The 12,907-nt window shown below is 63.3% G+C and carries 10 protein-coding genes; 7 read left to right on the plus strand and 3 right to left on the minus strand.

All coding sequences use genetic code 11. The features are described 5' to 3' along the window. The first annotated feature begins 195 nt into the window (after nucleotides 1-195). The 6 genes from HPY64_12150 to HPY64_12175 are packed head-to-tail and all read left to right on the plus strand — an operon-like array spanning nucleotide 196 to nucleotide 8,856. Complete coding sequence (locus tag HPY64_12150; GenBank protein NPV67891.1) at nucleotides 196-1,671, plus strand: hypothetical protein; 1,476 nt, start codon at nucleotides 196-198, stop codon at nucleotides 1,669-1,671. Further along, nucleotides 1,668-2,933, plus strand: a complete 1,266-nt coding sequence (locus tag HPY64_12155) for a hypothetical protein (GenBank protein ID NPV67892.1) — start codon at nucleotides 1,668-1,670, stop codon at nucleotides 2,931-2,933. Before HPY64_12150 ends, HPY64_12155 begins: the two co-directional genes overlap by 4 nt. Then, nucleotides 2,923-4,161 carry a DUF2029 domain-containing protein gene (locus tag HPY64_12160; protein NPV67893.1) on the plus strand — a complete coding sequence of 413 codons (1,239 nt, stop codon included), beginning with the start codon at nucleotides 2,923-2,925 and terminating at the stop codon, nucleotides 4,159-4,161. Before HPY64_12155 ends, HPY64_12160 begins: the two co-directional genes overlap by 11 nt. Next, complete coding sequence (locus tag HPY64_12165; GenBank protein NPV67894.1) at nucleotides 4,158-5,720, plus strand: hypothetical protein; 1,563 nt, start codon at nucleotides 4,158-4,160, stop codon at nucleotides 5,718-5,720. The genes HPY64_12160 and HPY64_12165 overlap by 4 nt, the downstream gene beginning before the upstream one ends. Then, a complete protein-coding gene (locus tag HPY64_12170) occupies nucleotides 5,717-7,309 on the plus strand; it encodes a hypothetical protein (protein ID NPV67895.1) in 1,593 nt (530 codons plus the stop codon). Before HPY64_12165 ends, HPY64_12170 begins: the two co-directional genes overlap by 4 nt. Continuing rightward, on the plus strand, nucleotides 7,306-8,856 hold the full coding sequence (locus tag HPY64_12175) for a hypothetical protein (protein NPV67896.1): 1,551 nt from the start codon (nucleotides 7,306-7,308) through the stop codon (nucleotides 8,854-8,856). The genes HPY64_12170 and HPY64_12175 overlap by 4 nt, the downstream gene beginning before the upstream one ends. Here HPY64_12175 and HPY64_12180 read toward each other — a convergent pair. Then, nucleotides 8,853-10,121 carry a winged helix-turn-helix domain-containing protein gene (locus tag HPY64_12180; protein NPV67897.1) on the minus strand — a complete coding sequence of 423 codons (1,269 nt, stop codon included), beginning with the start codon at nucleotides 10,119-10,121 and terminating at the stop codon, nucleotides 8,853-8,855. The two genes, HPY64_12175 and HPY64_12180, sit on opposite strands and share 4 nt — an antisense overlap. 107 nt (nucleotides 10,122-10,228) lie before the next feature. Here HPY64_12180 and HPY64_12185 point away from each other — a divergent pair, with 107 nt between their 5' ends. Then, a complete protein-coding gene (locus HPY64_12185; GenBank protein NPV67898.1) occupies nucleotides 10,229-11,779 on the plus strand; it encodes a hypothetical protein in 1,551 nt (516 codons plus the stop codon). On the opposite strand, the gene HPY64_12190 is transcribed toward HPY64_12185, so the two are convergent. Together HPY64_12190 and HPY64_12195 are read right to left on the minus strand one after the other, a co-directional pair. Further along, nucleotides 11,746-12,228 (minus strand): GNAT family N-acetyltransferase, encoded by a 483-nt coding sequence (locus HPY64_12190; protein NPV67899.1) that lies wholly within the window; start codon nucleotides 12,226-12,228, stop codon nucleotides 11,746-11,748. The genes HPY64_12185 and HPY64_12190 overlap by 34 nt on opposite strands. Beyond that, nucleotides 12,225-12,782 (minus strand): GNAT family N-acetyltransferase, encoded by a 558-nt coding sequence (locus HPY64_12195; protein ID NPV67900.1) that lies wholly within the window; start codon nucleotides 12,780-12,782, stop codon nucleotides 12,225-12,227. Before HPY64_12195 ends, HPY64_12190 begins: the two co-directional genes overlap by 4 nt. Between the last annotated feature and the right edge of the window lie 125 nt (nucleotides 12,783-12,907).

The following is a 12,907-nucleotide window of genomic DNA, read 5'->3' on the forward strand; positions in this document are numbered from 1 at the left end:
CATCGTTCGCAGGTACTTGCGTCGTTCATCAATGGTCATCTGTTCGTCGCTGGACATGGTTCCCTCGGTAACATTATCTTTTGAGTGAACCATACCCCCTCGGTAACATTTTGCGTGAAAGAATACGAAGACTTGCCTGCGCTGCTGCCTGTGCTACACTGCGTGGGCAGATTCTGGCAGGGGGATGGTGAGAGCATGTGGCGACAGTTGACGATGCGGCGACTGACGACGGCGATCCTGTTCCTGCTCCTGCTGGCGATGGCTGTCCGCACGCCGGTCGATACCGACATCTGGTGGCATCTCCGCAGCGGTGAATACCAGATCGAGCATCAGACGGTGGTACGAGCTGATCTATTCTCCCACACGCGAGCGGGCGCACCATGGATCAACCACAGCTGGGCTTCTCAGAATGTGCTGTATCTGGTCTACCGCCTGTTCGGGATGGGTGACAGCGGCAGTGCCGGGTTGGCCCTGCTCGCCGGCCTGCTGGCCGTGGGCGGCATGGCCTTCGTCTATGCTGCCAGCGACGCCAGCGTGTACGTGCGCGCGCTGGCGATCGTGCTGGGTGCCGCGACAGCGGCGGTTTTCTGGTCGCCCAGGCCGCAGATGTTCACCTTTTTCTTCAGCACGGTGGTCTACTACCTGCTGTGGCTCTACAAATGGCGGCGCATAGACCGGCTGTGGCTGATTCCAGTGGTTGTGCTCATCTGGGGTAACATGCACGCCGGTTTTGCCACAGCGTTTATCCTGCTCGCTGGCTTCATCGCCGGAGAGGTGGCAGGCAATCTTTTCGGCCCCCGGACAGAAACAGTCGTGGGCTGGCGAGGGATCGGTCGGTTGCTGCTGATCGGACTGATCTCAGCAGCGGCGCTGGTGATCAACCCCTTTGGGTTGGAAATACTCAAAGTGCCCTTTTCTACTGTCAACATCGGCGTGCTGCAGGATTTCATTCAGGAATGGGCCTCGCCGGACTTTCACCAACGGCACACCTGGCCGTTCGTCTGGCTGCTGATCGGCGCACTGGGTTTTGCCGGTCTGAGCAGCGAACATCTCGACTGGACTGATCTGGCGCTCGTCAGCGGAACAGGCTTCATGGCCCTGCTGGCAGGACGTAATATCGCCCTGTTCGCCGTGGTGGCGACACCGGTGCTGGCTCGTCACGCCGATGTCTGGCTGGTCGATCGCGGCTGGCGGATCAGGCTATCAGAGCGGGCTACGCCGGCGATGGCCCGCCTGAACTGGTTGCTGCTGGTGCTGATCGCGCTGGCCGTCGCCGGCAAGATCGCCTATGCGCTCAACCCGACCATGATCCGCGAGGCTCAGAACGCCGTACTGCCCGTCCGCGCCGCCGAGCACATTAACGCCACCCGACCGCAAGGGCTGATGTTCAACAGTTACAACTGGGGCGGCTACCTGATGTTCGCCGCACCGGGTTATCCGGTCTATGTCGATGGCCGTACCGATCTGTATGGCGACGATTTCCTGCGCGAGTATCTGAACATCACCTTTCTGCAGGGCGACTGGCAGGCGGCCCTGGAGCGGCACAACATCAGCTGGATCGTGATCGAAGCGCACAGTGTGCTGGCCAGCGCCCTGCGGCAGGAACCGGGCTGGCGGCTGGACTACGAGGATGACGTAGCAGCCATCTTCGTACGGGAGGATGTGTCATGAGCAACGACAGAGATGCGCCGACAACACTGCTGGGCGACTTCCGCCTGCTACTGTACCTGTTCATCGGCCTGCGGTTGCTACTGCTTATTGTGTACCAGCCGCTGGTTGTAGGGGGCGTGGAGCGCGGTGTGACCGCTGGTGGAGATATGCTCTACTACTACAGCCTGGCCCAGCTCAGTGATGAGGGCCTGTACCCTTATCGCGATTACTGGAGCGAGTTTCCACCGCTCTGGCCCTGGCTTTACGTCAGCCTGTATCGCCTGCTGGCCACCGGTGAGCCATCCTATACCGCCTTTGCCAGCGTGCTGGGCTTAATCCTGCTGGTCTTTGATACCGGCAACTTGATCCTGCTGAACCGCATTGGCAGCCATCTGTATGGGCGCAACACCGGGCTGGCCCTGGCGTGGATCTACGCTGCGCTACTGGCCCCCGCCGTCTTCATCTGGTGGAATTTCGAAGCCATCGTGGCCTTTGCCCTGTTGCTCGGCCTATGGTGGCTACTGATCGGTAGCGATGATCGCTCATCGCTGGCCGTCGCCGCTGGTGGGCTAGTCAAGTTCGTGCCGCTGATCCTGCTACCTGTCGTCTGGCGGATACGGCCCTGGCGGCAGGCGCTGCGCTACACGCTACTCAGTCTGGGGGTATTCGCCCTGGTCTATGCCGGACTGATCGCCGCGACTGGAGAGATGGGCGCACTGTCCCTCGTCGTGCAATTCAACAAGGCCTCCTATGGCACGATCTGGGCGCTGCTGGACGGCAACTATGGGACCGGCGTGTTTGGCGGGCCGGAAATACGAACTGATCCGGCCACAGCGCTGGCGCTGCGCGGCTATCCGCCGGTAGTCCCGCCGCTATTGCGCCTAGCCGTTTTCGGCGGACTGGGACTGGCCGGACTTCTGCGAACCCGTCGCATCGATGACTGGGGTGTTGTCGCCCTGGCCACCTTCACGCTACTGATATTCTTTCTATGGGCACAGGGCTGGAGTGCGCAGTGGTTGGTGTTACTCATTCCGCTCGTCCTGCTGTGCTTTCCCACACGCCTCGGGGTGTTACTTCTGCTGCTGCTTAGCTTCATCGTCTTCACAGAATATCCGCTGCTATTCATCCGCACTGACAACCCTTTCGGTTTGATCACAGGGGCGCTACGCCCGCCATTCATTGCGCTGGTGATCGGGCGGACGATCATCCTGGTCGGGTTGGCCGCATTCCTTTACACCCAGCTGCGCTTAGCCAGTGACAAAGGAGTAACTGGTGAAGACTAGACGCGGCATGGGGCTGCTGATCCTGGCCGGGCTGCTGGCCTTCGCGGCAGTAACCTGGGGAATCTACACCTTCAAGAGCAGACCCTACCCCGGTGCGAACGACTTCTTCTCACGTTGGTCAGGGGTGAGGTCCTTCTGGATCGACAGGCTGGACCCCTACGGTGAAGAAGCCAGCCTAAGCATTCAGGTCGGCATCTATGGGCGACCGGCCCAGGAGGGCGAAGATCCTGGCTACTACGCCTACCCGATGTACACGACTCTGTTGCTGGCCCCCCTGGCGCCGCTGCCGTATGTCTGGGCGGAGGCGATCTGGCTGGCGCTGCTGATCGCGCTCCAGATCGGTGCGCTGGCCCTACTGATCGCTGTCTTTGGTTGGCAACCAGGGCCGTTCCTGCTAGGACTGTCGGTGCTATGGGCGATCTTCTTCTACCCGGCGGCGCGCGGAATCCTGCTCGGCCAGCCCGGGCTGGTAGTCTACTTCCTGGAAGTGTTGGCACTGTGGGCGCTGGCACGCGGAAGGGATGAGCTGGCCGGCGCGGCGCTGGCACTCTCAACGATCAAACCGCAGATGGGGTTCCTGTTTGTGCCGTTCCTGCTCCTGTGGGGACTGCGGGAACGTCGCTGGCGGCTGATCAGCGCGTTTGTCCTGGTCTGGGGCGGACTGATGGCCTGGTCGTTCATCGTCCTGCCAGGTTGGTTCGGCGAATGGTGGGAGCAACTGGCGCGTTATCCCTCCTACACAGCCATCGGCTCGCCGCTGTGGGTATTGACGCGGGTCTATCTGCCGTTCCTCGGCGCGCCGGGCGAAATCATGATCGGCGGCGCGTTATTCGCCCTGCTACTGTGGGCGTGGTGGCGTGTGATCGTCCGGCGACGGGCGACGGAGTTCGGTTGGACGATTGTCCTGACGCTAACCATCACTCATCTGATCGCGGTGCGCACGGCGACACCGCATTTCGTGGTATTCAACATCCCGCTGTTCTTTTACTTCGCAACGCTAACCACTGCCGATCGACAGCGTGGGCCAAGTGTAGTGGCGCTGGCCCAAGTTGTGTTGATCATCGGCCTATGGGCGTTGTTCCTGTGGACTGTGCAGGGCAAGTTCGAGCATCCGGCAATGTACCTGCCACTGCCCTTCGGGATACTGATCCTGCTGCTGATCTCGCGGCGGTTGTGGCTAGACCAGGCGCCCCTCACGCCACTCGGATTCAAGGAGACGGCGGCATGAGCACGGCGGACAGGACCTACGTCCTGCGCCGGCTGGCGCTGATCCTGCTGCTAGCCTTCGGTCTGCGGCTGGTGAACCTGGGTGGGCGGGCGCTCTGGTACGACGAAGCCTTTGCCGTGCTGTTCGCCGAGAAGGGCCTGAGCGCGATGCTCTACGGCACGCTAACGCCGGTGGAAGGCGGCGCTGCGGACATTCACCCCCTGCTCTACTACATCATCCTAAACGGCTGGATGCGCGTCTTCGGCCAGTCACCGGAGATGGTGCGCTTGCTGAGCGTCTTTGCTGGCCTGCTAACAGTGGCGGTAGTCTATCGTCTGACAGCAGGACTGTTTGACCGGCGGGTGGGCATGGCAGCGGCGCTGATCACGGCCCTGGCGCCGTTCCACATCCAGTACTCTCAAGAAACGCGCATGTACGCGCTGCTGGCCTTGCTGCTTCTGTTGGCGACCTGGGCCTACTGGCGAGCATGGCACTCCGAGCGAGCGGTGTGGTGGATCGGCTTCGGGGTACTGGCGGCGCTGGCGATGTACACGCAGCAACTCGCCGCGTTCTATCTGGCAGCGCTGGGTCTGATCCCGCTGCTGGCGCGCGCCTGGCGCAAAATCCTCCCCACCATGGCGGCGGCGGGGCTGGCCGTATTGCTCTACCTGCCCTGGTTGATCAACCTGCCAGGGCAACTGGGCAAGTTGCAGGCGTACTACTGGATTCCGCGTCCGTCGATCCTGCGCCCGCTGTTGACCCTGCGCTCGTTCATCACGGTCAGCCTCGATTACCCGGCGCCGTGGAGCAGCACCGGCTTCGTCATTAGCGTAATACTGACGGTCTTGCTGATCATGCAGATCCGGCTACACTGGCGGCGGATGCATTCCCCAGAGCGGAGGGCATTGCTTGGCGTGATCTGGTTGCTGGCGGGATCGACCGCCCTGCTCTGGCTGGCCTCGCAGGTGCTCACACCGGTCTACCTGGATCGCGCGCTGGTGGCACAGGGAGTGCTGTTGTACATCGCCCTGGCGTGGTTGCTGGTGCGCGGCGGATTACCACGCCCGATCGCTGCGTTGGTCGTGGCTGCCTGGCTGATCGTGGCCAGCGCGGGGTATGTCTTTCAGGTCACCTGGCGGACTTTTCCTAACCCACCGTTTCAGGAAGCAGTCGCCTACCTGCGGGCCAACGCCGCCCCTGGCGACGCGATTGTGCACAGCAACAAGCTGACCATGCTGCCAATGGTCTACTACGACCGTGCCCTGCCGCAGGCCTACATGGCCGACCGGCCTGGCAGTGGAGAGGATACGCTGGCGCTACCCACGCAGGAAGTACTGGGACTGATCGGTGAACACTGCCTGCCAGCAACGCTGGGTGGGGCCGGGCGAGTCTGGCTGGTGATCTTCGCCCAGGAGGAGGAAGAGTATCTCAGCCTGCCGGGTGTAGAAGCCCATCCCCACTTGAGCTGGCTGCGCACCCACTACAATGAAGGACAGGCGGTCGCCTTTGAGGATTTGTTGCTCATCCCCTTCAGCAGCCCGGACGACTACACCCCGCATTGCCCGGAGGAAGCCCCGTGACTCCCATCCCGCGCCGGGTCTGGGTCGCCATCGGCCTGTTGCTGATCGCTGTCAACATACCGTACCTCGTCGGGTACCTCAATGCGCCGGAGGGAGGCACCTTCACCGGCAACGCGTTCGCCCAGACGCGGGTGGATTACAACAGTCACCTGGCCAAGATTCAGCTTGGCCTGCGCGGCGAATGGCTGTATCACCTGCTGTTCACACCGGAGGAGCACCCCGCCGCCCTGCTGCAGACCTTTTACACGGCACTGGGGCAGATCGCCCGTGTGACCGGACTGTCGCCGGTTGCCGCCTACCAGCTGGCCCGGCTGGCAGTGATGGTTCTGATGTGGGTCATGATCTGGCAGTTTGTGGCCCGCTGGCTGCCGGAAGAGCGCGGGCGGTGGTGGGCGTTCCTGCTAGCGACGGTCACAGGCGGCCTGGGCTGGGTGTTGTATCTGGTCACGCCTGCCCAGGCGGCAGATCTGGCTCCGATCGAATTCTGGCTGCTGGACGCCTACACCCTGCTGACGGCGCTAACCTTCCCCCACATGTGCGCAGCCATCGCCACGCTGCTCGGCTTTACCCTCGTCCTGGATCGCTGGTTGGCCGCGCCGTCGTGGCGCGGGACTGGCTGGCTCGCGCTGCTCAGCCTTATTCTGGGGCTGCTCCAGCCGTTTGACCTGTTGCTAACGGCGTTGCTGTCTCTGACGCTGGCGCTGATCGCCTTCGTCCGCCGCAGGCTGGCATTCCGGCAACTGCTGATGCTCACGCCAGTAGCGCTGGTTCACGGGCTGGTGGTCGCCTACGACTGGGCAGCGTTCAACAGTCACCCGGTCTGGCAGGTGTTCGCTGCGCAAAACATCACTCTCTCGCCGCCACCGATCTACTACCTGCTCGCCTACTTCTGGCTGCTGATCCCGGCCAGTGTCGGGCTGGTAAACCTGTGGCAGGTAAGGGACAGGCACTGGTTGCTGCCGCTGGTCTGGCTGATCCTCGTCGCGCTGCTGCTGTATGCGCCACTGCCGACCCAGCGTCGCTTCCTGATGGGTGTCCAGGCGCCGCTGGCGATACTGGCGGCGTCAGGGCTGGAGGAGTGGCGGCAGCGCTGGCTGGCACGGGGATGGCCGATCGCCCGCTGGAGGCTGCTGTTGATTACCGGGCTATCGTTCAGCACGTTGACCCACGCCCTGTTTATCCTTTCCGCCGCGCTGACAGCGAACCCGGCGGACCATCCCACCCTGTTTCTTGACCGCGACACGTTGGCAGCACAGGACTGGCTGCGTGAGCAGCCGGTGACCAGTGTGGTTTTCAGCACATTCGAGCGTGGGGGGGAAATCCCGGCATTCACCGGGCGACGCGTGTACATCGGCCACTGGATCGAGACCAGGGACTTTGCCGCCAGGCAGGCGCAGGTCAAAGCGTTCTTCGCAGCGGAAGGCATGAGCGATGAAGAGCGACTGGTCCTGCTAGAGACAGCAGGGGCTGACTACGTATGGTACGATCGAGCAGCGGCAAGTGAAGGCGTGTGGGGGCCGGAACACGCTGACTGGTTGCGGCCCGCCTTTACGGCGGGGGCGATAACGATCTACGAGGTAAAACCGTGAGCGGGTACACGCCGATGCGCCGGGACTACACCACCGTAGCCGCCATCGCCCTACTGGTTGGCGCCCTTGTGGCTGCAGGCATCCCCGGTCCGACGTACACCGACGCCTACTACTACTACAATGCCGGGACGCGCTTGGCTGGCGGCCAGGGCCTGACCGACCCGTACATCGCCCTGACCTACCTCAACGCGCCAGAAGCACTGCCCGCTCCGGCGCACACCTACTGGATGCCGCTGGCGTCGCTGGTGGTGGCGCTGGCAGGTGGATCCTTCCGGCTGGCGCAGGTGTTTTTCGTAATGATGTGGGCCGCCCTGGCGCTGTTGGCCTTCCGCCTGGGAGCAGCACTGGGCGGCACAGCGCGCCATGCCTGGGGAGCCGGGCTGCTGACCGTGTTCTGCGGGTTCTATGCGCCTTACCTGGCCATGCCGGAGACATTCACGCCATTCGGGCTGGCCGGAGCGCTGAGCCTGGGAGTGATGGGCCTGGGGCGGCAGCGGTGGCAGGGACGCTCCTTTGCGCTGGCCGGAGCGCTGGCCGGGATCGCGCACCTTACCCGCGCTGATGGGCTGCTGTTCATGATTGTGTTGTTTGCAGTCGCGTTTTGGCCGTCGTATACATCGGACAAGGAAGTGCCGCTAACGCGCCGGAAGTGGGCCGCCCTCGCCGGGCTAGCCGGATACGGGCTGGTCATGCTGCCCTGGTTTATCCGCAACTGGCAGGTCATCGGCACGCCACTACCGCTGGGCGGGACGGCGACGATCTGGCTGCGCGGCTACAATGAGCTGGTCAGCTACCCCCCGTCGATGAGCCTGGCGAACTTTCTGGCCTGGGGCGCGGAGAATATCCTCCGCAGCCGGTGGGAGGCGTTCACCAACAACCTGGATACGTTTGTGGCCGTGGAAGGACAGGTAGTGCTGGCTCCGCTGATCCTGCTGGCACTGGCCCGGCGCTGGCGTGATCCGCGCCTGCTACCGGTCTGGGTCTATGCCGTGCTGCTGCACCTGGCAATGACACTGGTGTTCGCCTATCCTGGCTACCGGGGCGGGCTGTTCCATTCGGCGGCGGCGCTGATCCCGTGGTGGATGGCGCTGGGCCTGCTGGGGCTGGATGACGCCGTGGCGTGGGTAGCTCGCCATCGCCGGACCTGGCGACCGGCCCAGGCGCAGCAGGTCTTCACCGTAGCGGCGCTGGTAGCAGCAATAGTCCTGACTATCACGGCGGTGGCCGGGCGTTGGGGCAAGGACGCTGATAGTGCAGGGCTGTTCGCCGCCGTAAAAGCGGTTCTCCCGCCGGATGCCGTGGTGATGTGCAATGACCCGGCGGCGCTATACTATCACACCGGCCTGATGGGAATCGTGGTACCGGACTCCGGCCCGGAAGCGGTGCGCGAACTGGCGGCACGCTATGGCGTGACACATCTCTTACTGGACGAGAACCGCACAGCACCACTGGACGATCTATACACCGGCCGGGTGCAGGTCGATTTTCTGCATCCCATTCGACTGGAAGATCAGCCCCGTGTCCGGCTGTTTGGCGTGTTGCCCTAAAGCGCGGCCAGCAGCCGCTCGCCAAACGCAGGCGGATCGCTGCGCTCGATGACCAGATTGTTGGCGTTGTGAAAGCGCAGGAAATCGCGCATGGCCGCCGCTACATCTGCAACCAGTTCGTCCCCCAGTTCGATTCCTGGCTCCAGGTAAAGCGTGCGCAGAATCAACGTGCCACTCCTGCGCTCCAGCTTGGGATCGAAGCGCCCGATCAGGCGGTCTCCGTGCAGAATGGGCAGGCAGAAGTAGCCCCAGAGGCGCTGCGGCGCGGGCTTGTAGGCTTCCAACGTCTGCTCGAAGCCCCACAATTGCCGGTCACGGCCCTGCGGCCAGAACAGGCTATCGAACGGGCTGAGGAAGGTGGTGCGGCGGGCGGCCAGCGCCCCATCCAGCGCCGCCTCCAGAATCGGGGCGTTATCCCGGTGGAGAACCATTGTCGTTGTCCGGCCATCTGCCAGTTCGGCATTCACTTCCAGGAGTTCACCCGCCTTCAACAGCGCCTCCACATGAGGGCGAGCAGTGGAACGCTTCATATGCACGTAATTGGCGGCCTGCAGCGGCTCGCACAGGCCAAAGGCGCGCACGGCGCGGGTCATCAAGTAGCGGCGCGTTTCTTCCAGAGTTGGCTCGCTGGTGTCCACCCAGTCCGGCAGGACACGCTCGGTCAGGTCATAGACACGCTGGAAATTGACGCGATCGGCCACCATCAGGGTGCCCTCCGTGAAAAGGATTTCCAGCGCACGCTTGGCCGGTTTCCAGCTCCACCAGCTTCCGCCACGATGCCCATCATGCTCAAAATCGGCGGCCCGTACCGCCCCCTGCTCCTTGATGCGCGTCATCACGTAAGTCAGCACAGTCCGTGCCTCCGGAGTAGCCAGCCAGTGGCTGTGCCAGGAGTCGGGCCTTTCGCGATTGCGGCGCTTGTGTGGCAGCGAGTACCGGTATTCACTCAAGGGAATAAGACACGCGGCGTGGAACCAGTATTCAAAAAGCTGGCGGTCGTCTGGATCCGCTCCGCGACCGTAGGCCAGGGCATCCACATCAGCCGGATCGTAACTCCCCAGCCGGCTCCACAGCGTCAGGTAGTGGCTGCGCTGCACCATCTGCAGTGTATCGATCTGGATGGCGCCAAGCTGTTCCACCACGCCAAGGATATCGCGGCGAGTCGGCGGTGGGGCGTCCTGACGAAGCGGATCGGCGAGGCGCTGGGCGTGGAGCGCGACGGTGCGGGCTACGTGGAGAGGAATAAGGGCGGCAAAGCGAGACATCAGGACCTCCTGAACATTGGCCGGGCGAGCTATTGGCGGTAGACTGCACCCAGAGCAGCCAGACATTCTCAATGATAGCACAGATGTTCGCCATAGCGAGAGGAATCATGGTCCACCTGAGGCCAAACCGTCGGGACAGCGTAATCGTGCTGGCAGCGGTAGTCAGCGTGTTCGGGTATATGTTCATTGCTGCAAGCATGGGCGAGGCAGGCTTCCCGCTAGATGACGCCTGGATTCACCAGGTTTACGCCCGCAACCTGGCCCAGACCGGCGTATGGGCTTTCGTGCCGGGTGAGCCATCGGCGGGCAGCACTTCTCCACTCTACACGCTACTGCTGGCGGTGGGCTACTGGCTGGGCATTCCATACCTGATATGGACAACGCTGATGGGAAGCATGGCACTGGCTGGAGCCGGTCTGATCGCGGCACGGCTAGGGGTGCGGCTTGCTCCCTGGATGCCCGGCGTTGGCCTGTGGAGCGGTATGGCGGTAATTCTGGCCTGGCATATGGTCTGGGCGGGTGCTTCTGGCATGGAGACAATGCTGTTCGGGACGCTGACGCTGGGGATGATGGCGCTGGTCTGGCGCGAACTGGATACCGCCAATTGCTCCGCCAGCGCCCTGCTACGGCGAGGCGGGCTGCTGGGATTGTTGGGCGCGGCAGCGATGCTCACCCGCCCAGAAGGGGCCGGTCTGCTGGGTCTGCTCGGCGTGTTGATGTGGCTTGCCCGCCCACAGGGCCACTGGCGCAGCACCCTGCTCTGGTCGCTGGGGATCGGGCTGGGCTGGTTGGCCGGATTCGTGCCGTATGCCTTCTTCAACCTCAATCTGGGCGGCAGCATTTTCCCAGGCACAGCGTCCGCCAAGCAGGCGGAATACGCCATTTTGCTCCAGCGCCCCTATCTCCAACGCATTGCCGACCTGCTGTTGCCCATCCTGGCCGGGGGGCAGGTGATGCTGCTGCCGGGGGCGATCGTCATGGCGGGGACGCTGGCGCAACGGTTGCGTGAGGATCGAGTTGCTGCGCTACTGCTGGCGCCGCTGGTCTGGGCGCTGGCCCTGATCGGACTGTATGCCGCTCGCCTGCCGGCCGCCTATCAGCACGGGCGCTATGTCATGCCTGCGCTGCCACACCTGATCATCATGGGCGTCGCCGGAACCGGTCTGATCTTGCACCGGGCCAGGCAGCAGCAGATGGCCGGGCGCGTCGCAGGGCGGGCGCTGGCACTGGCGACAGTCGTCCTGTACATCGCCTTCTGGGGAATTGGGGCACAACAGTTCGGGGAGGACGTGCGGATTATCGAGACAGAGATGGTTGCAGCAGCCCGCTGGATTGCGGCCAACATCCCGCCGGAAGATCTGCTGGTGGTGCACGATATCGGCGCAGTTGGTTACTACGCGCCGCGCCCGATCCTCGACCTGGCCGGGCTGGTCAGCCCGGAGGTGATCCCGATCATCCGCAACAGCGAGGCGCTCTGGACGCTGATGCAGGCGCGGCAGGCCCGCTACCTGATGGCCTTCCCCGATCAGGTGCCGGGCGGCGACGCAAGCGACGGGCGGCTGTGCCCGGTCTACAGCACCGGCTCACCCTGGGCGATGGCAGCGGGTGGCAGCAACATGACCGTTTACGCCCTGGTCTGGGAGGGCGACTGTCCCTGATCCGGCGCAGGGCCATCCCAGCGCATGACCAGCAGACGCGGTCCGCCAGCTGGCGCGCCCAGATTCATCAGGCAGGCGATGCGGCGGAAATAGGGCGGCATCTCATCCGGTGTGATCGTCCGGAACCCAAAACGAGCGTAATACGTCTGCAGGCCGGCCCGGCAGGTCAGATAAAGCGGGGCGCTGTTGCGGGCCTGGAGCATCCTGACCATGGCGCTACCGATCCCCTGCCCTTGCCGTGAGGATATGACAGCAAGGGAGGCCAGTTCACGGCTGCCATCGGCGTGAGGCTTAATCTGGCCAATAGCGACAATCCGGCCATCCTCCTCTGCCACCAGGAAGCACCGCCAATCCAACCCCAGCGGATTGATCCTGGCGCGGTAGACTATCTGGCGGATGGTTGGCTGGTCAGCAGCGGTCGCGGGGCGGAAGGTTAGGGCGTTCATCACGGTCGGCGGGCGATCCACTCATGGCGTAGCAGTCCAAATAGCAGCATATCATGGCGCTGCCCATCGCGCTCCAGAAACTCGCGGAAGACACCTTCCAGCTGGAAGCCCAGCCGCTCGCACAGCCGCCGGGAAGCAGTATTGTAGCTGAACACGGTCGCGGTGATACGATGCAGATTTAGCTCCTCAAACGCGAAATCCAACGCCAGGCGGCAGGCCTGCGTCCCGTACCCATGACCGCGATGCTCCGCGCTGCCGATGGCCACCCCCAGCCCACCAATGCGATGCGTCCATAGAATACCATCGATCTCCACCAGGCCGATCAGAGCGCCAGTGTCCACCCGGCGGATGGCGAAACTGAAGTCACAGGGCGACTTTTGCTTCTGCGCGATTTCCTCCCCAATCTGGGTCACCGTGCGGGGCGCGGCAGCGCGAGCGTCAAACAGACGCAGGAACCCTACATCCTGGTACCAGGCAACAATAACCGGCAAATCATCCTCGGCGATCGCATTGAGGTAAACGTCCGAGCCGCGCAATAGCGAACGCGACGCGCTCATATCACCGCTCCCTGAGGACGGCGCACCAGCCCGACCGGGACCATTGTGGCCGATCATGAGTGCAGCGGCAAGTTCGGCCAAGGGGGAAACAAAACGTCCGATCAACACAGACCGGACGTCTCATC

This window comes from Anaerolineae bacterium, assembly GCA_013178165.1.
In the GTDB taxonomy this organism is placed as follows: Bacteria; Chloroflexota; Anaerolineae; order Aggregatilineales; family Ch27; genus Ch27.